At 42.3% G+C, this 19588-nt stretch carries 13 protein-coding genes; 9 read left to right on the top strand and 4 right to left on the bottom strand.

The genetic code is table 11. The features are described from left to right. Positions 1 to 296 precede the first annotated feature (296 nt). Positions 297 to 1046, bottom strand: a complete 750-nt coding sequence (locus tag BJP34_RS39200) for a PEP-CTERM sorting domain-containing protein (RefSeq protein ID WP_070392197.1) — start codon at positions 1044 to 1046, stop codon at positions 297 to 299. Between the two features lie 739 nt (positions 1047 to 1785). Between BJP34_RS39200 and BJP34_RS09865 the strand changes: the two genes are divergently transcribed. Further along, positions 1786 to 1998, top strand: coding sequence for a hypothetical protein (locus tag BJP34_RS09865; RefSeq protein ID WP_070396589.1), 213 nt, complete (start codon positions 1786 to 1788; stop codon positions 1996 to 1998). A 152-nt stretch (positions 1999 to 2150) separates the two neighbouring features. Here BJP34_RS09865 and BJP34_RS09860 read toward each other — a convergent pair whose 3' ends face one another. Beyond that, positions 2151 to 3365 carry an RNA-guided endonuclease InsQ/TnpB family protein gene (locus BJP34_RS09860; RefSeq protein WP_070392196.1) on the bottom strand — a complete coding sequence of 405 codons (1215 nt, stop codon included), beginning with the start codon at positions 3363 to 3365 and terminating at the stop codon, positions 2151 to 2153. A gap of 67 nt (positions 3366 to 3432) precedes the next feature. Here BJP34_RS09860 and BJP34_RS09855 point away from each other — a divergent pair, with 67 nt between their 5' ends. Then, a complete protein-coding gene (locus BJP34_RS09855) occupies positions 3433 to 3576 on the top strand; it encodes a plasmid mobilization protein (protein WP_070392195.1) in 144 nt (47 codons plus the stop codon). A gap of 78 nt (positions 3577 to 3654) precedes the next feature. On the opposite strand, the gene BJP34_RS09850 is transcribed toward BJP34_RS09855, so the two are convergent. Next, positions 3655 to 5724: an elongation factor G gene (locus tag BJP34_RS09850; protein WP_070392194.1), complete on the bottom strand. Its 2070-nt coding sequence runs from the start codon at positions 5722 to 5724 to the stop codon at positions 3655 to 3657. Positions 5725 to 6160: 436 nt separating this feature from the next. Between BJP34_RS09850 and BJP34_RS09845 the strand changes: the two genes are divergently transcribed. From BJP34_RS09845 to ltrA, 7 genes are all read left to right on the top strand, one after another. Further along, positions 6161 to 7111, top strand: a complete 951-nt coding sequence (locus tag BJP34_RS09845) for a tetratricopeptide repeat protein (RefSeq protein ID WP_324611044.1) — start codon at positions 6161 to 6163, stop codon at positions 7109 to 7111. A 1332-nt stretch (positions 7112 to 8443) separates the two neighbouring features. Continuing rightward, positions 8444 to 10552 carry a hypothetical protein gene (locus BJP34_RS09835; RefSeq protein ID WP_149030883.1) on the top strand — a complete coding sequence of 703 codons (2109 nt, stop codon included), beginning with the start codon at positions 8444 to 8446 and terminating at the stop codon, positions 10550 to 10552. Positions 10553 to 10873: 321 nt separating this feature from the next. Continuing rightward, positions 10874 to 11047, top strand: coding sequence for a hypothetical protein (locus BJP34_RS42840; protein WP_158517108.1), 174 nt, complete (start codon positions 10874 to 10876; stop codon positions 11045 to 11047). A 93-nt stretch (positions 11048 to 11140) separates the two neighbouring features. Further along, positions 11141 to 12379 (top strand): hypothetical protein, encoded by a 1239-nt coding sequence (locus BJP34_RS42835; protein ID WP_070392192.1) that lies wholly within the window; start codon positions 11141 to 11143, stop codon positions 12377 to 12379. 119 nt (positions 12380 to 12498) lie between these two features. Further along, a complete protein-coding gene (locus BJP34_RS09825) occupies positions 12499 to 13599 on the top strand; it encodes a mechanosensitive ion channel family protein (RefSeq protein ID WP_070392191.1) in 1101 nt (366 codons plus the stop codon). Positions 13600 to 13613: 14 nt separating this feature from the next. Next, entirely contained in the window at positions 13614 to 15392 is a 1779-nt protein-coding gene (locus tag BJP34_RS47265; RefSeq protein WP_229424311.1) for a mechanosensitive ion channel family protein, read from the top strand. 822 nt (positions 15393 to 16214) lie between these two features. Further along, positions 16215 to 18050: a group II intron reverse transcriptase/maturase gene (ltrA, locus tag BJP34_RS09815; RefSeq protein ID WP_070390923.1), complete on the top strand. Its 1836-nt coding sequence runs from the start codon at positions 16215 to 16217 to the stop codon at positions 18048 to 18050. Positions 18051 to 18105: 55 nt separating this feature from the next. Here ltrA and BJP34_RS09810 read toward each other — a convergent pair whose 3' ends face one another. Next, positions 18106 to 19461, bottom strand: coding sequence for an RNA-guided endonuclease InsQ/TnpB family protein (locus BJP34_RS09810; protein ID WP_070390924.1), 1356 nt, complete (start codon positions 19459 to 19461; stop codon positions 18106 to 18108). Positions 19462 to 19588: the final 127 nt, after the last annotated feature.

Raw genomic sequence — 19588 nt, 5'->3', positions numbered from 1 at the left:
CTAGTCAAGAGTTCGGTGTGTTATATCAAATTCCGTTAGCCTACATTTTTAGTAAGGCTTACGAAAGTTTGCGATCGCGTTTGCAGAAGGTATGGCTTAGGTATAGATTCTGTAAACTATATAGCAGTTCTCAATACCTAATTGAGAACTGCTATAGTTTAATAATTTGTTGAGATTGGTAATTTCTTTAGGACTTACGCAAATACCTCAATTTAACGCTACCTGTAGGGTGGGCAAAACCTTGCCCACCCTACCCATGGATTCTGTGCGTAAGTCCTGTTCTTGAGAAGGCAAGCTTAGGCTTGCTGTTTCTTTTTGCGCTTGAGGGTTGCACCAGCACCGAATGCACCCACTGTCAGCAGACCTAGCACTGAAACGGGTTCAGGGACAGATGTACTGTCTAGATTTCTAGTTTCTACGTTTAATGTAAATTGTCCCACCATATCCAAGTAATTATTTGGACCTATACCATACGGACTGACACGGTCTTTCTGTTGAACATTTGGTGCTTGATAGATATAGTCAGTGAGTGTCACGGTTGTTAAACCATCAATAAAGGACAGAGTTCCTGAGCCTGGTACAATACTTCCATCCAGTCCCCGAGTTGAACCACTACTATTGGCTGAAAAGGTTGGATCAGAGTCAGTGGACTTGGCTAATTCTCCAAAGACTGAAATCCCTGGATTGGAGGTTTCTCCATTAAAAAACAAATTCAAACCGTAATGACTAATCTTAGCAAGAGAGCTTCTCCCATCACCATAAATTGTAAATGTATGGATACCTTCTGTTAGTTCAAAGTCGATGTTGGGAGTACTTGGGTCATTAATGAATTCACCGTCTTCACCATCGCTGGTAACGAACAAGTCCCAATAGCTATCACCAGCACGGCTATTCCAAACAGCTGTACCCGTACTTCCTGAACCATTACTGGAAAATTCAATCAGTTCAGTTAAGCTTGTTGCTTGTGCGCTGCTGGTAGTTCCTAAGGTGACTAAGGTTAGGCTGGTGGTAGCAACTGTTAATTTAGTGAGTAATTTTTTAGTCATTATATTTTTAGCAGTATTTTTATCAGGCTAAGGGGTAAGAGAGGCTAGTCGTAACGGGGATTGTTTGGCCACATTGAACTGGATTGCTTATTTTCAGTATGCAAATCCATATCAAAAAAAAAAATATCTAAAAGTTCGTATAACTTCTTAAGTTGCTTAAATTGGGTAAAGCTCAATGAATTACCAACTTTTTAATTAACGAGTTGGCGAATTAATAAAGAAGATTAAAGTTTGTTATCGCGTTAGCTAAAGGTATAATTTATGTGTAGGTTTTGTATAATATTCCTTAAAGCCAAGCTAAACTAAATGGCACGCTTCAATTGTCCTGAGATTAAGCTTGATAGCTTGATAGCTTTAATAGCAAGATGAAGCGAACGCGCCCCGCGTGGCCTACGGCCAATCGCTCTACTCCGACTCGACAAGGGATTGGCTTCATCGTTGCCAGGGTTTGCTGCTGTAGCACCATGGGATGGCACCTAGGAGCCGCTACTTGAGGTGCATCTTGAGGTGAATCAAACCAAGGCCAAGGTTGGAGAATTTAGGTAAGTATCCGAAAATCCCATTCTCGATCGTGTAGTCTCTAGGAGAATAATCTGGGATCAAGTTCTGCTAATTGGCAGTGTTGGATGGTCAGCACCCCCCTGTTGCCTAGACGGGGCGACCTGACTCAACTGCTATGTTTTCCATAACCCTGATGCTAGGTTAGGTAATTATGGCGGAAAAAGTTGAGGTAATAATTATGCTTATACCCTTATCGATGACTTTAATGATCGCCTCAGTAGCCATATACCTTTGCGTTAAGACTACTGAGGAAATCGTCAAAGTGGCTGCAGCTATAACAGCCTTACTCTGTCTGTTTGTCAGCCTATTTTTTGTTCCTTGGCCAATCAAACTACTGATTTTGATAGTTCCCTTTATTATTGAAAAACTCCAGCGGGTAGCCTCTCCCTAGGGATTAGGAATGATCGGTTTAGGCATTAGGCATGATCGGTTTAGGCTTTAAGTAATAGAACCATTAACCATTAACCATTAACTATTAACCATTAACCCAACACCTAATACCTAACTCCTAACACGTGACATACTCCCACACTGAATCGAAGATTACAGTGTGGGCTTCTTTCCAACTCCACCTATTGGTTCGGATACTCGGAAAGCTTTACTCCTGACGGAATGCCCTACCGCCAACTTCAATATATTTTTTGCCGCATTCACATCACGATCTTCGGTGTAACCACAGGAAGGACAAGAATGGATGCGGTTTTTTAATTTTTTGGGGACTTTCGTTCCACAATTGGAACAGTTTTGGCTAGTATTTCGGGGATTTACTGCTATTGTGACCAAACCAGCATTTTCGGCTTTGTTTGACAATATAGACAGAAATTGAGCCCATCCAGCGTCCAGTACAGATTTAGCCAATTTAGTTCTGGCCAAACCTTTAATATTTAATTTTTCATGAGCAATTAGATCGTAGTTATCTAATAGTTCTTTCGAGGTCTTAAAATTAAAATCTCTTCTAGTGTCAGCTACTTTTTTATGAGCTTTACCTAATCGCTTTACAACTTTATTTCTATTATTACTACCCTTTTTTGATCTACTGACAGCTTTCTGGATCTTCTTTAGTCGCTTTTGAGCCTTTCGATAGTATTGAGGAATTGGTACCTCCGAACCATCAGACTTGATCAGGAAAGACTTGAGACCCATATCTATCCCGATGGGATTTTTAACGCTGTCTACTGGGATGACATCCGGGACGGTATCATCTTGGATTGACAGCGTAACATAGTATCCGTCAGCCTTTCGAGTTATGGTCGCTGTCTTAATTTTGAACCCTTCTGGAATAGGTCGATGATAAATCATCCTGACCTTTCCAAATTTTGGAAGAGTCAAAATATTTCCATTTATTGGATTTTTATATAGAGAAGGAAAAGTAAATGAATTATATCTATTTTTACCTTTAAATCGAGGTCTTCCACTCTTTTTTCCATTACTGTCTCCTTTAATAAACCTCTTGAAAGCAAGGTCAACTCTTTTCACGCAATCCTGGAGTACTTGAGATTGAACTACCTTGTACCAGGGTCTATCCTTCTTTAGTTGAGGAAGAGTTTTCTTTTGGGAAAAGTAATCAGGATTGTTCCTTAGGTCTGGTAAGTAACAAATCAAAGGACAGGAGTCAATAGAGCAGCGATTTTGCTCATACCAGTTAAATCTGTCTGCAAGCAAATAATTGTATTGGCAGCGGAGCAGATCTAGCCATTTCTCTATTTCATATTCTTGGGCTTTGGTTAGCCTCAGTCGGTATTGGTATGCTGCTCTCATTGTTGCTGAATCCTTTTTTTCGACCTACTATTAGTATAGTGTACAGCTAGTCAAATGGCAAGTCAAAATGAAAACTATAAAAATGACGATACGGTTAACCGAATACGAGAAGAATAAGCTAGAACAAGAGGCAGAGAAGAGGGGAATGAACCAGTCAGAGGTACTTAGAAGCTTAATAGCTCGCTTCCCTGATCCCAAAGACTCTGTGTAAAATTCATCCCACGCTCATCCTTGCGGATTGAGACGTGGGGCTTCTTTTACCGGCCAGCTAACCCCTAACAGGATTCACCTAGCTCTTACCATTACCATTACCATTGCCAGTGGTTGCCAGCACCCGATCAGCTAGCTTACCTGGCACTTCCTGGAGATGGTCATAGGTCCAATTAAAGAAACCGATCCCTAGAGTAAGCGATCGCAATTCCATGATCAAGTTCTGCATTTCTGCCTGGGGGATATAGCCAGAAACACAATCCCATCCTGTCCAATCAGAACAGGTCTGATAGCCCAGGATTTGACCCCGATGACCGGTGATCAATTGCAGCACCTTAGAGGTGAATTCCTGAGGTGCATAGACCCCAACAGACATAATTGGCTCAAGTAACATTGGCTCACAATTGGGCATGCCACCGGTCATAGCTAGCCGTGCTGCTTGTTTAAATGCCTGTTCCGAACTATCTACGGAGTGGTAAGAGCCATTGGTGAGAGTAACAGCCACATCTACCACTGGGAAGCCTAACGGTCCGTGGGACAAGTACTCTTTTACTCCAATCTCCACACCAGGGATATATTGCTTTGGCACCACCCCACCGACAATGCTTTCCGAAAAGTTAAACCCTTCACCCCGAGACAAGGGTTGGATATCAAGGTAGACATCACCATATTGCCCATGACCACCACTTTGGTGCTTGTAGCGCCCATGAGAGGTAGTGGATTTGCGGATACTTTCTTTGTAAGGCACTCGGGGTAAGTGAGTGGTCATCGGTAAGTTGTATTTGCGGCTCATCCGGTCTAGAGCAACCTGAAGATGAATATCTCCCTGTCCCCATAGGATGATTTCGTGAGTGTCTCCATGTTGTTCCCACACCAGAGATGGGTCTTCTTCCAGCAGCTTGGTTAAGGCACCACTCAACTTAACCTCATCTTTGCGCTTCTGAGGAGTAATGGCTAAGGCATAGACTGGTTTGCTTGCCTCAGCTATTGGTAATTTCATCTCTGGATTACCCGTATCAGTGGTCAGGGTGTCACCAGTTTTAATACCCTCTAAGCGTCCCAGGGCAACGATGTCACCAGCAGATACTTGGGAAACTGACTGAGTGTGGTGACCAAACATACGGTATAAGCCTCCGGCGCGGACACCATTAAAGACCATGCCATCGGTTAGTTTACCTTGCCAGACTCGCACTAGGGAGAGTTTTCCACCTTGGGGAGTGTAATAGGTTTTGAGTACCTGTGCCACCGTGGTTGATTCATCACCAGCAATGTCCCGACGCTCAGCGGTGCTTTCTGGGGTTGGTGCTTCTCGCAGTAGGGCATCGATCAAGGGGCGAACACCATAATCTTGCTGAGCAACACCCATAAATACCGGTACAATCAAGTCGGCCCCCAATTCCATCTTCAGGTCTTGGACAATTTCTTCTTGGGGTGGCTCAATTTCTTCTAGTAGTTCTTCGAGGAGGTGGTCGTCAAAATCTGCTAAGGTTTCTAGTAATTCTGTGCGTGCTTGCTGTTCTGCCTCTTTCAATGACTCTGGCAGTGGGATCGGATCAGCTGGGGCATCAGGATGGTAAAGATAGGCTTGCTCGGTGACTAAATCAATAAAACCGGTGAGGTGTTCTCCCTTACCAATGGGGTATTGGTGCAGTACTAAGGGGCGAGTGGAAACTGAATTGAGGGCATCAAAGACGGACCGTAAGGAGTTACCATTAGCATCATCGGTCAACTCAAACCGATCCATTTTGTTAATAAAGACTAAGTGGGGGATTTCCCAGTCGTCGAGAAATTTCAATAAGGGTGCTAAGGTCAGGACGCGATCGCTTACTGGTTCACAAACCACGACAGCCGCATCCACACCAACTAAGGCGTTGTAGGTTTCTTGAGCAAATTCAATGGAACCAGGACAGTCTATAAAATTGAAGCAGATATCTTGATACTCGGAGCTGGCGGCAGTTACCTCCACACTCATTTGGCGTTGCCTGGCCTCGGTGGCACTATCACCGACGGTGTTGCCTTCCTTTACTGTGCCTTTGCGAGAAATCGTACCAGTAACGGACAACAAACTTTCGAGTAGAGTGGTTTTCCCACTGAGATACGGACCAACAATAGCCACATTACGGGTGGCTTTACACACTTTGCCGTTCATAATTTACCCCCAAATTATTTCAATTGGACTTATGCATTGAAGCGGAGCATTAAGGGGATGATCGGGTAGGGAGGTGAGTTTGTTAAAACATGCCATGTCAACGCTTCTCTTACCTAATCATTCTACCTACTTATCTCCTGACTACGGTTTATGCATAAGTTTTGTTGAGATGGGATCAACGTTATCTGGTTGTGAGATTAGCTTAATTTGGTCTGATCTAGATCGAACTTGCAATGTCTTGTAATGTAAACTACTAAAACTGTTAAGTAAGATAACTCTAGGTCACTAATTTTCAAAAAATATGAATACACGTAACAACTATAAAAAAAAATGTTTCAAAAATCTTAAGCGAAATTTGTTCCCACTCAACTTAATCTTTGTTAACAGAAAAGTCACTGCCAGAGGCTATTTCTGCCTAGGAGTGAGTTCGCTGTTGGTGCTCACGCAGCCACTAGTTTCCCACGCCCTAGGGGTTAACCCAGATAATCTGAATGATTCACCAGGGAGACTGAGTAGACATCATCCCCTGACTCGCCGTTACGGTTACAGTACTAGACTAATCGCTCAGTCTCAGTATCTACCAGCACTCAAACCAACTCAACCCGCAGCCCTTGAGCAACTTAATCAAGGACTGGCATTAATTCAACAGAGTAAGGTACTTGAAGCGATCGTGGCGTTCGAAAAGGCAGCCCAACTGAATCCCAAGCTAGCACCAGCACACTACAACTTGGGTCTAGCATTGCGGCAGGTTGGTAAATTGCAGGCGTCAGCCGATGCCTTTTATCGGGCAACCCAGACCGATCCAGAATTTGCTCTAGCCTTTGCTAATTTAGGGGCTGCCCTGTTGGAAGGAAAGAATTTGTCTCAGGCACGGGAATATCTAGAAAGATCTCTGGAACTTGACCCATTACTCGGTGTTGCTCACTATAACATGGGTCTAGTTATGTCCCAGTTGCGAACACCCCAACAAGCGATCGCATCATTTAAACAAGCAATGCAATTTAGCCGTAATGCTCCCGAACCGGCATATCATTTGGGACTGATTTATAAGCAACAGGGCAAGCTAGAGGAAGCAAAAAAGGCGTTTGAGCAAGCGATCAAAATCAATCCTAAATACCCCGAAGCCCACTACAATATCGGGGGAATTTTATTTACTCAGAGAGATTTGGATGGTGCTCTGGCAGCCTTCCAGCAAGCAGCGGTAGCTAACTCGAATTACGCTAATGCCTATTATGCTGCTGGTGTAGTATTTCTGCGCCAAAACCGATTTAGTGATGCTCTGCAAGTCTTGCAGTATGCTAGAGACCTTTACAATAGCCAAGGTAATCCCCAGTGGGGACGTAGGGCTGAGCAATTGATGGAGCAAGCCCGTAATTCTCGTTTTTAGTGGGGTGTGTACCATCAGCACTTGTTAGCTTTGACGACTCCCCACAGATAAAACAGATAAATCGGGAGCGTTGCACCTGTAGAGAGATGATTTATGGAGATGGGGAAGATGAGGAAGAATCCACCCATCCTCCTGCTGATTTTTATTGCGTTTCAATTAGGATTTATTGAACTGATTTTTTATGATTTATTGAAACGGTTTTTTCTTAGTGTTTTTTATAGCGGGCTTTACCGAATATTTTTAATTATTAAAAAAATCTTTAATTAAAATTAAACAATTTATTTTTTATAGTAAAAGTATCCCAAAAATGGAAATTATTATTTACTGAATTTATTAGTAGTGGTATTTTAAGGAATTTTATAAAAATTTGATAGATATTGTTTTACTTGTTAAAAAAAATCTATCACTATTAGAGCACATAATAAGTTAACTTATAGGGCTAACAAACTTAAAAAGCTTAAAATGGATTGTCCTTTATATGGAAAAATTTAGGTATTTTCTAGGCTACTACTAGTCTAGCTTGAATTTTTTGCAGATTATTAAAAGTGTAGTAACGTTGCGAGACCTTGAGTTGAGTGGATAAGACTGGGTAGGGACGGTTAGCCTAATTTAGACATTATCAAAACCCGATTCCTACTACCCACTGCTCTCTCCTTCAATTACGGTTAAGACTACAGCATAGTATAACTCATAAAATTTAGCCACACTGAATATAAAAAACCCCTGATGGGCGGTTGGGTGCCCCAGGGGGATGCAGCAAAAGGTTAAAACTACCATATACAAGAGTAATCGGAAATCACAGTAAACCGTATCCGCAAAATCTCGGAAATCTCTCAGCCACTCGCAATAATGGCCTACGAATAATTACGTACTTGCCTTATCCATGGTTACTATAGGTTTCTTGTTTACTAATATTCACAGCCATCTGACAAACCAGTAACTTGGGTCGAACTAGGGAACTGGCTCCTATTCCACACCTAGTTCAGGGAATCTCAACGGAATTGAGTTGCCTTGAGCGCAAATCCGACTCGAAGGGCGTGTTGCATGTGCTTTACCCTTTGGGGTTTTCCAGCGTTTTGATCCTGCCGATACAACTTCTCTATGCCAAGAATGAACACAGTGAGTATGATTAATGTAGTGGCCAAATTGCGAGCAAATAGTAAATCAAACATGACTATATCCTGAATGCGTCAATCCCCGGGCGTTCTCAGCCCCATTGCCCATGATTAAAAATTGTGAACTGCCGATGTTTAATTTAGGGTTGACGCTCAGGTGTACAGTGTTGGTTGTTGTGTAAGAATTGAGGCTAATCGCTACAACTGGTGAAATCTGGTGAAATCTCGGAAATCTCGTGACTTACTCGTAGCTTCTTTTGTCGCGTGGCTGAATCTTCCCATGAATAGCAGTAGAGTGGGCATCCTGCCCGCGCGAAATAAGCATGAAACTGGCAAGATGCCAGTTCTACGCAAGATGCCAGTTCTACGCAAGATGCCAGTTCCACCAAGATGCCCATTCCACCTCACTCTTAAAATCATTCCATTATTAAGCAATGCTTTCTTTGTCGCTGGTGCTATCTTGGGCTGTACCCACCAAGTGATACCGACGGCACCACCGTCAGAGCCTAAACCAGTTATTAGCAAATCTGTTACTGATCTAATTCAGATTGAACCCTTACCGATTGCGACCAAGTATAGGAATCAGTGGACTCCTGAATTGGAATCAGAATTCTGGGTGCGAGCCAACCAGGCCATTCAGTACTACGCTGGTAAAGGTTATGGCAACAACTACGGGGAAAATGAGAAGCGGTCTTATCCCTATGCCATGTTTGATTTTATTGTTGGCAATCGGGAGAAAGCCCTAGAGTTTCTGCAATCAGAAGATGCCCAAGCTCAAGATAACCAACACACTGAGGGTATTGACTACTATTACGCTTTCACCCTCAAGGGACAAATCCGAAAATACTTCTTCTTTGGGCAATTTCTCGACCCGACCTACAAACAACGAATGTTTGACGGTGCTAAAACCTGGACAGAAACAGACCCCAATGGACGTCCTCACCCCATTTATGGTAAGGGAAAAGGTGGTGATGGTTGGGGACCCGATGTGCGAGGAAGTTGGGTGGATGGACGCAACACGGACAATCTCCGGGCAATGCGAGAGATTTCCGTTTATCTGATGGCGGAGGAAACCGGAAATGAAGAGACTAGGCGTCTGTATAAAAAGAAAATTCAGCGCTATGTCTGGGCGCTTTACAACATTGGCATGGGAGAGTGGGACTCAGAGACTTACCATGGTCACACCTTTGCGGCTTACCTAAATCTCTACGACTTTGCCAAGGAGCCGGAGGTGAAGCAACTGGCCAAAGCGGCTCTAGATTGGATGTCAGCGGCGGCAGCAGTGAAATATTATCGAGGTGGTTTTGGCGGACCGACTAAGCGGGATTACGGCAAAAGTAATGTGGTATACGGAGCCAGTGCTGCCCGTCTGTTCTGGCTTTATTTTGGGGATGTTACCTTAGTCAATCCTAAGCCAGAACGGGATGTGATTCACGTAATTACTAGCGCCTATCGACCTCCCCAGGCGGTGGTAAAGTTAGCTCGTAAGCAGTTTCAGAAGCCTGTGGAAATCCTGGCTAGTAAACCAGTCTACGAAAATTGGAAACCTGGAGGTGAGGACAAACCAGGATATTGGGAAACCAGCTTCTTTGGTCATACCTATCAGTTGGGGAGTTTGGCGGGTGAATTCCCCGATGGTGATGTCGGACCATTCAAGCTAATGGCATACAATCAACAGCGGGGTGTGGATTATTTTGTTGCTAATACTGGTGGCGCTTGGGTGAAGCCAGGAAAACATCAGGGCGACCAAGTTGGGCAATACCGTAACCTAGTTCTGTGGTTAAGACCAGCAAAGGATAGACCATTCTTTTTCCAATTACCTAAGACGGCTCAAGCAGAAATAGAAGACGGTATTTGGTTTTTTAAACTGGAAAAAACCTGGTTAGCGATTCGCTCGATTAATTTAGATACCTATACTGAGGTGGCTATACCCAAGCAGAAATTCGCCCAGCTCTATAGTCAGGAAAAAACTCTGAAGGCAACAACTCTAGGCAATAGCTATGCTGGTTTTGCTCTAGAAGTAGGAGAAGAGGAATCTCATGGTAACTATGATAATTTTAAACAGGCAGTTAAGAAAAAAAGTCAGTTAGATTTACGTGAAATTGACCTAGGTAAAGTGCAGTGGATTGGTAGCACTGGTGAGAGTCTTGAACTGACCCACAATCCTAAAAATGATTTGCCACTTCTGACCCGAAATCGGAAAGAACACGACTGGTCAAAACACATTGACCTGTACAAACCAGTTAATGGTAATGGACCAATTTCTCTAGGTTGGAAAACAGGTAATCTCCGGGTTGAAGCAGGGGATTTGGTGTTTCAACATTGATTGTTTAGTTTTGACTGTTGAGTTTTAACTGTTAGCAGTCCATATATGTTAATAGACAAGATAGGTTAATAGACAAGGATAATTAACCAACGCCAACTATCCCCTAATCAGCGATCGCATAATCTGATCTAATCGGGTTGAGGACTTAGAGCAGGTCAATAGTGCAAGTTGTTTTGTTCTTCTCAAGGAGTGGGACTTAATTCGCAGTCTGACCCGTTTCTACGGGTGGCTGGAAGACAAGGCTTAACGGTAACTAGTTAACTGGATTTGACATTACTATAATTTAAGTATATATAATATTCTCTAACAGAGGTGCTGCTGGTGCTTACTACTTTCATAAGTGGCATAAATCAGAGCAAGTATCTGCAAAATAAAAGATTGCAGGTTTTAGCAGGGAGTAGAGAGTGGCAATCGGGAATTGAGGATTGGGCAAGAGGATATTTTACCTCCTTTCATCCTCAAGATTTCCACTACTCCTCAGTCGGGTGCATCTAACTTTTGCAATTAGGCAAAAATTCTAATAAAATTCCCGCGCCCCCGCCCCTTTTTTTGACTAATATGAGATGCAGCTCCTCAGTCCCCATTCCGATGAAAGTTAGAATTTTTCTGATTGCTACTGCACTGTTAGCACTTTTGAGGTTAGCACTTTTTGATTTAACTGCTTCTGAAAAGGCTAAAACTCCTGTAGAAGCTGAAACTCCTGTAGTAGCTAAAACTCCTATAGTAGCTAAAACTCCTGTAGTAGCTAAAACTCCTGTAGTAGCTAAAACTCCTGTAGAAGCTAAAACTCCTGTAGAAGCTAAAACTCCTGTAGAAGCTAAAACTCCTGTAGAAGCTAAAACTCCTGTAGAAGCTAAAACTCCTGTAGAAGCTAAAACTCCTGTAGAAGCTAAAACTCCTGTAGAAGCTAAAACTCCTGTAGAAGCTAAAACTCCTGTAGAAGCTAAAACTCCTGTAGAAGCTAAAACTCCTGTAGAAGCTAAAACTCCTGTAGAAGCTGAAACTCCTGTAGAGGCTAAAACTCCTGTAGAAGCTAAAACTCCTGTAGAAGCTAAAACTCCTGTAGAAGCTGAAACTCCTCTAGAAGCTGAAACTCCTCTAGAAGCTGAAACTCCTGAGCCAATCAAACCTTTGAAGAGTTACTCCCTGAACGTTTTGCCAGATGGATCCAGACAGTTCGTCAATATAGAACCACCGGCCAATAAAGTCATTGTCTACTTACAATCAGGGCAAACGGCAGTTCGATGTGGCGTGAGTACCGAACCTTACAGTTGTCAACCAGGAAATCCCCTGGAAATAACCGCTACTCCCGATACTCCCATCAAGCAATTCTGGGCAGAAAATCTTTGGGAGCAGCTCGTGGCACTGAAAATTGATGTTTTGGAAACTGCAGTTACTGCTGCTGAAGACGAAATCATAACTCCAAAAAAAGATTTGAGTACAACGATTGAGGTAGAAGCTGAAACTTCTGTAGACGCTAAAACTCCTGTAGACGCTGAAACTCCTGAGCCAATCAAACCTTTGAAGAGTTACTCCCTGAGCGTTTTACCGGATCGATCCAGACAGTTCGTCAATATAGAACCACCGGCCAATAAAATTATTGTCTACTTACAATCAGGGGAAACAGCGGTTCGATGTGGCGTGAGTACCCAAGCTTACAGCTGTAAACCAGGAAATCCTCTGGAAATAACCGCTACTCCGGATACTCCCATCAAGCAATTCTGGGCAGAAAATCTCTGGGAGCAGCAAGTGGAACTGAAAATTGATGTTTTCGAAAGTGCAGTTACTGCTGCTGAAGAGGAAACTATAACTCCAAAAAAAAATTGAATACAACAATTTAGGAAGAGAATTTAAAATAGAATATCAAGAGTAATTGCTAACAAAATTTGGACGATAATATCTCGGCCAATCCCTATTCATTATTTTCGTTTATTTGGAGTTTATTGATGCTTGAGGCTTTGCCAGAAAACCTTATTATCGACATAAGGTTGTTACTAATTCCAGTAGGATTAGCTGCAATAGGTTTAGTTATTTTCAGCTTCTGGTTTGTTCCCAAACTTTTGAAGCAGTTACGAGAGCTTTTGGTGGGTTCCCCGATCTACGCTGCCTATCAAAAAGTGGTTGCTCCCTACAAATGGTTACTGTGGTTGGTAAGTCTTTTAGCGATCGCTGATGTAATTCTTATCAATAAGTCTCAAGTCTCTTTCCTGAGACTTATTGAAATTTCAGTTAATTTATCACTATTAATTATACTTGGCTGGCTAGCTTCTCAGTCATTTAACTATTTTTTTGATGTCTATCTACTAAATAGTACTCTCAAAAAAGGAGGTAATATTAACAGTGAGCTATTAATTCTAATTAAGTTAATAGCTAATTTTTTGATAGTCGTCATTGCTATTATCACTTTTGCTCAAACTCACCAAATCAATATTTTAGGTTTGGTCGCCAGTTTAGGAGTTGGTGGTATTGCGATTGCCTTTGCTTCTCAAAAAACCTTAGAGCAGTTATTGGGGGGAATTCTTATTTACATTGACCGTCCCTTTATTGTAGATGATTACATTGGTCTGCCCGATGGAACCTTTGGCAGAGTTGAATCTATTGGTTTGCGCTCTACTAAAATTCGCACTTCTGGAAAGGGAACTTTGATGGTAGTTCCCAATAACTATTTAACTCAGGTAAATATTGAAAACTTCACGGGTGCTAAAAAAGTCATTTCCATTCTATATCTCACGTTTTATCGAACCATCAGCAATGATGAAAGAGCATTAATTCGTCAGGTAATTTTGGCAAGCACTGGCGATATACCCGGAATTAATTCCGGACGTACAGACGTAGGCTTTAGAGTTTTTTCTAGTGCAGAGCATCAAGAAATAACTCAAGCACAAACTACATTTTTTATTCTAGGTGCTGGAGAAGTTTCCATGGAGTTACGTCGCCAACTCCTTGATATTGCCCAGTACAATATTACTAATAAATTGCAACAATACGGCATTGAATTCGATATTGAACAGCCAAGTATCTATGTTGATTCCCCGATTACTATCTGACGGAGATGTATTCAATGATAAACAACTATTTCAAGGGCAAATTCTACCAATCTCAGAGCTTCAAATTTCTGCAAATCCTAGGAATTACTATTGCACTACTGTTAATGGTGTTATTAGTTCCAGCAACAGCCCAGTCAACAGAATTAGCTCCTGTAGTCTTCGATGGTCGGCCACTTTTTGAGGTCAGTAAATCTGAACCATTTACTGCTCAGGGAAGAGCAGACTGGATTAACTCTCAACTCGAAACTCTAGTGGAGTCCGAGGAACCTCCCAAAATCGAGATTGAGCAGCGCAATAAGTCTCCAATTATTCGTATCAATGGTCGCTACTTATTGACTGTAACTCAAAGCGATGTGGTTTCGGAGAACTCTCCTGAACAACAAGCCGTAATCTGGAGCCAAACCATTGACCAGGCGGTGAAGAAAGCCCGGAAAGAAAGGACTAGCGAGTTTCTGTGGCAAGCATCGTTGTTAGTTTCTGGAAGTTTAGTGCTGGCAATCGTCCTACATTGGGGCTTGGGCAGGTTGTGGAGATATTCTCTGGTAGGTTCACGACAGTTACCAGCAGTAGATCAAAACACCCAGGAAAGGCAATCCCTAGCATCAAATCTGTATTCTAACCTGACACTGTTACTAGCACGCACAATAGTTTGGGTGTGGGTAATCCTATTCTCCCTCAACATGTTTCCCATCACCCGACAGTGGATCTCCGGTCTTGCTGAGAAGAATTTACTGATTACCTTAATTTACTTCCTGCTCTCAATTTTCTTTTCTGTCATAGCTGGACAATATAGTCCTTCACTGGTAAGGGCAGCTATCTTGAGATTTTCACCTGAACCAATAACGAACATTTATGAAAACTTCGTTGAACCGATTATTAACTTGTTTAGACTAACCGGTAGTTTAATTTTACTGTCTTTATCTTTATTTTGGCTAAGCAAGTATAAATTTATTTATGGTTTTCTTCGGTTCTTTATAGATTTAGGATTAATTGTCAGTCTAGCTTGGTTACTTTCACGCTTGTTCCGGCAATTTATCCGGATCTATGGAATTGACATAGTCCGCAAGTTAGGGTGGGAAGTTGATGAATTAATCTTAGTATTTGAAGCTTTAGCCAATGTGATTATTGGGTTTATCGCCATTCTCGCCTTTGCCCAGGGTCGTTTTGATTTAATTGGCTTATTAGCTGGTTTAGGAATAGGAGGATTAGCGATTGCTTTCGCCGCTCAAAAGACTTTGGAGCAGCTTTTGAGTACTATTGTTTTGTATTTAGACCGTCCTTTTGTCTCTGGAGAATATATTCGTTTACAATCAGGATTAAATCCTCAAGGCTTGTTTGGTCGGGTTGAATCGATTGGTTTACGTTCTACCAAAATTCGGACTCCGGCCAAAAGTACGTTGTTCGTTGTTCCTAACTCCATTTTCGCCAATCTGGAAATTGAAAATATTAGTAGAGGTAAAAAGATCATGGTTTTACTCTACCTTGATTTTTCCCGGTTACTAGCAGCTCCCGAACAAGCTTTGGTGCAGGAAGTAATCAAGGAAAGCACAAACTCTTTGTTTGGTATTGACCCAGGTAGTACTAAGATCAATTTTCTAGACCTGCCTGATCCAAAATTTACCCGTGCTAGAGTGACCTTTTTTATCCTTGGCTCCAGTGAAAATTCAGTACAACTCCGTAAGCGTCTACTGGAGTTGGCGAATGTAACCATGTCTAAGAAGCTGATGGCTTATGGGATCGACTTTAAAATGGAGGAACCAACAATTTATGTAGAGTCCCCTGTTACTATTTAAAATCCCCTTATCCACAAGCGCGATGGGAGATAGTGCCATCAGGCATCAGAGCATTACTTGACATCTCCCCCGGTTAAAACACGGGGGATTCTCAAAGGATGTTACGCGGTAGGGTAAACCCGTACCGCTATCGCCGAAGGCGACGCTTCGCGAACACCCTTATGTCGATATAATTTAGACAGGTGGGCGACCGATGAAAGGCGCATATTAGAAGTGGAAGGGGTAAGAGCCTTCCCCAGACCCGGGTTCAGGACTGGTTTCCACTCGAAGGGGCGTATTAAACGATGGAGTCAATGGAGAAAATAATCTAAGGATTTCCAGAAGTTATGGGTCTCACAGCTAGAGAGAAAGTAGGGATTACCGAACCATCGGATAAGGTAAATAACCGAAAAGGAAAAGAGTCAAAGAGTTGACCACAGAAACCGTTGGTCAAAGGCACCGTAAAAATTAATATCCCTGCTAAATTCGATGATGGGGATATGAGCTCCGAGGTTAGTCTATCATCTGCTAGACAATCTGAACTCTCACATGGACTCGGTGTAGAGACGGCAACTCAAGACTTGTATCTTCTATATGCGTAACCGGGTAAGCCGAGATTGAGTCCTTAACCCTAAATAGGACATAAGGTAGCCAAATCGCAAGAGGAGGTATAACTCTCAGTCCGGTAGAAGTCTGAACCAAGCAAAAGCCGACAACCTGAAAAGGAATGGGAATAAATAACCAGTCGGATAGAGGGAAAATTCCCTTGCTCGAAAGAGCGCTGAATTTCAGAGCTAACATCCGAGCCAAGGAAATTAATTACTTAGTTAACTTAAATTGTACATGGAAAAGATAGAACCGGCGTCAATAGACGTGGGTATCGTAACTGAACAAACCACCGATTGGCATACCATTAATTGGAAAAATGCCTACAGAGAGGTTAGGAAACTAAGACAAAGAATTTTCAAGGCAACACGTCAAGGAAACTGGAAAAAGGTCAATAAACTCCAAAGGTTAATGCTAAGGAGTAAGGCAAACATCCAGGTATCAGTTCGCAAAGCATCCCAAGATAACAAAGGTAAAAGGACGGCAGGAGTAGATAAAGTCAAAGCATTAAAACCCAAAGAAAAGGGAGAAATGGTTGACACATTATCAAAAAACAGGAAACAATGGAGCCCAAAGCCAACTAAACGCATCTACATACCAAAAAGCAATGGAAAGAAAAGACCATTAGGGATACCAAGTATCGCCGACAGATGCCTTCAAGCCATTGTTAAAAACGCTTTGGAACCAACCTGGGAAGCCCAGTTTGAAGCCACATCATACGGTTTCAGACAGGGAAGAAGCACTCATGATGCCCGACAAAGAATATTCCTCAATATCAATGGAGAAAACAATAAGAAATGGTGGGTAGTAGAAGCGGATATAAAAGGATGCTTCGATAATATTGACCACCAAGCATTAATGGAAACCATTGGTAATTTCCCAGCCAGAGGACTAATCCATAACTGGCTAAAAGCAGGATATGTGGAAAAAAACATATTCCACCCCACGGAAACGGGCACACCACAAGGAGGTATCATCAGCCCACTCCTCGCTAACATAGCATTACACGGATTAGAAAAAGAACTGGGAATAACCTACAGGAAAGAAAAAACAAAAAAGGGAGAGGACACCTGGAGAAATAAATCGAATAGGACATTAGTACGATTTGCGGATGACTTTGTAATCTTAACAGAAAGCAAAGAAGACGCCATGACAGCTAAGTTAATCACTAAAGAATGGCTGGCTAAAAGAGGACTAAGTCTATCCGAAGAAAAAACCAGGATAACTCACTTGACCCAAGGTTTTGATTTTTTGGGATGGAACTTTCGTAAATACAGAACCACCAAAAAGAAATCGGGATACATCACCCTCATTAAACCGTCAAACAAAAGCTTAAAGGGAATCAAGAAAAATCTAAAAGTAGAATTGGCCAAGCTGAAAGGGGTCTCAGTCCAAGAACTAATTGGTAAATTACAACCAATAATAAGGGGTTGGACAAACTATCACAGCGGAACAGTGGCAAAGGACACCTTTTGTAAATTAGAAAATTACATCTCTTGGAAGCTAGTTAGATGGTGCAAAAGAAGGTACCCGAAAAAAGGATGGGAATGGATTAGAAATAAACACTACGGGAGTTTCTGCCCTGGTAGGGAGGATAACCGAGTCTTCGGAAGCAAAGAACTATACCTGGAAAGAGCCTCATGGACAAAAATAATCAGACACACAGTAGTAACCCACGATTATTCGCCAGACAATCCGGAACTCCAAGAATACTGGGATAAAAGGAAAAAAAGGCAGGATAAGAAAGCTGCGGAGGCCAGACTAACAAAGGGCAGAAACAAGATAGCCGTGAGGCAAAACTACATCTGTCCTTACTGTGGCCAAAGACTAGGAAACTACGACAAAGTACACTTACACCACATTGTTCCAATTGAACATGGGGGACAAGATAAGTACAACAATTTGGTATACGTTCATGAGGATTGCCACCGAACTATCCACGCCTTGGGGGCAACCAATCCAGAAATACAGGGAAAACTGTACGATGGAATCAAAAAAACCCCTCCTAAAAATCGGAAACAAAAGCCAAAAGGTACAAAACCGATAATAAAGGAAAAGAGTTGCACAAGATAACGTGTTCTTCGGAAGTTGGTTGCGCCGTGTACTTGGAGACTTGTTCGCACGGTGCTTAGGGGGCGACGAGGGGGTAACCCCTCCGACCTACCCAATTAGTGAACAAATTATATCGATGTGGAACTGTCAAAATCCCGCTACCCACCTTGGCCAGGTCGATTGGCTGTGTGGTTACTTTACGGAGTATGTTAGCAGCGCCGTTCAAATCGGCGTTAATTAACTTTCCGGAGGCAGTCCTGTACAACCCACGCCTAACTCTTTTTCCTGAAGGGATCCATCCGCTGGGTTTTGCACCATGTTTTGGTAATGAATCACCGTCCAAGAAAGACGCTTTGCTTGTATAGGATTCTTCAGTGACAATCAGATTTATTCCATATTCACGACATTGCTGCTTTAACCTTTCAATTAGTCGCTTAGTAGGAATGGGGACAAACTGTTGGTTTCCTTTCTTTCCCATGTTAGAAAGGCTTTTCTGTCCTTCGTTCCAACCAAAAACCAAATTACCTATTCCATCATTTAGGCAACGATTAACGAGGAATCTAGCCGCTTTATTTATGGCGTCCCGCATCTGATTATTCCGCTTCAACTGAATTTTATCCAGATGGGAGTCCCAGTACTTTTCCGACTTTCCTGACTTATACTTAGCCACAAGGCGACAGTAACCTTGGTTCATTGACTTAAGCTTTCGACCGTCAATAATAAAGCTCTTTCCTAAGGTCGAAACGCAGGTTAGCCAGTTATCGCCACCATGGTCTATTCCAATCGCGTTAGAGTAATCAAGATTTGGATTATCAGTTACTGGTTGCTTTCTATCATCAATAACCCAATCTATCCATAGCTGTCCGTAGTAAGGACGAACGGTAACCTCTTTCACCCAATCAGGATCAATGAAATCTGGAGGAGATAATGCTATTTGAACTAATAATTCAGGCTTGCTTTCCTTGCTAACGGAGGGGTGAAACAAACCTTCTTTGTATATGAGGGAAGCCCGTGGGAAAGTCACCGCAGCAAAACCTCCAGACTTTCTATAGCGAGGGAACCTAGGTCTATCTACTTTTCCTTGGTAGTACAAACCCACTAGTTTGTTATAGCTAGAGTACGCTTCCCCTACAGTTTTTAAAGTTTGCTGTGCAGATTGAGCCGCCATCGCCTTATAGTGGGGCGACATTTTTAGAGCTTTGTCTATTTCAGGGTATTTAGTCGTACATTTGTAGGTTTTCCACCCTGCCCTTAGCTCATCTCCACGCCAGTAGGTAGTATAAGCTTTTTGTTCCTCAAGCCACTTGTAGTGTTTTTGTTTTGCATAGTAAACAGCGCAATTAAACAGGCTGTTAGCTTGCTGGCACTGAAACTCCCAGAACACTTTCTCTTCGTTTGAAAAGTTAGCTTTTATTGGGATCGTCTTGTACATTTGACAACCTCGACCCTTTTGTTATCATACTACTAGTGTATACGTATGGTCTAGTAATGTCAAACAAAAACCGATCTAAATCTCAAAAAAGAATGAGAGGAATTCCTGTATACTATGACGAGATCAA

The sequence above is a fragment of the Moorena producens PAL-8-15-08-1 genome (genome assembly GCF_001767235.1).
GTDB classification, from domain to species: domain Bacteria; phylum Cyanobacteriota; class Cyanobacteriia; order Cyanobacteriales; family Coleofasciculaceae; genus Moorena; species Moorena producens_A.
The sequence above is the reverse complement of the archived record's forward strand: the minus strand, read 5'-3'. Positions and strand labels throughout refer to the sequence as shown.

What these genes read in the sequence shown, in the direction of transcription:
- BJP34_RS47265 (WP_229424311.1), top strand. Translation starts at nt 13,614, where the DNA reads ATGATAAACAACTATTTCAAGGGCAAATTCTACCAATCTCAGAGCTTC.
- BJP34_RS09855 (WP_070392195.1), top strand. Translation starts at nt 3,433, where the DNA reads ATGAAAACTATAAAAATGACGATACGGTTAACCGAATACGAGAAGAAT.
- BJP34_RS09810 (WP_070390924.1), bottom strand. Translation starts at nt 19,461, where the DNA reads ATGTACAAGACGATCCCAATAAAAGCTAACTTTTCAAACGAAGAGAAA.
- ltrA (WP_070390923.1), top strand. Translation starts at nt 16,215, where the DNA reads ATGGAAAAGATAGAACCGGCGTCAATAGACGTGGGTATCGTAACTGAA.
- BJP34_RS09850 (WP_070392194.1), bottom strand. Translation starts at nt 5,724, where the DNA reads ATGAACGGCAAAGTGTGTAAAGCCACCCGTAATGTGGCTATTGTTGGT.
- BJP34_RS09825 (WP_070392191.1), top strand. Translation starts at nt 12,499, where the DNA reads ATGCTTGAGGCTTTGCCAGAAAACCTTATTATCGACATAAGGTTGTTA.
- BJP34_RS09860 (WP_070392196.1), bottom strand. Translation starts at nt 3,365, where the DNA reads ATGAGAGCAGCATACCAATACCGACTGAGGCTAACCAAAGCCCAAGAA.
- BJP34_RS09865 (WP_070396589.1), top strand. Translation starts at nt 1,786, where the DNA reads ATGCTTATACCCTTATCGATGACTTTAATGATCGCCTCAGTAGCCATA.
- BJP34_RS39200 (WP_070392197.1), bottom strand. Translation starts at nt 1,046, where the DNA reads ATGACTAAAAAATTACTCACTAAATTAACAGTTGCTACCACCAGCCTA.
- BJP34_RS42835 (WP_070392192.1), top strand. Translation starts at nt 11,141, where the DNA reads ATGAAAGTTAGAATTTTTCTGATTGCTACTGCACTGTTAGCACTTTTG.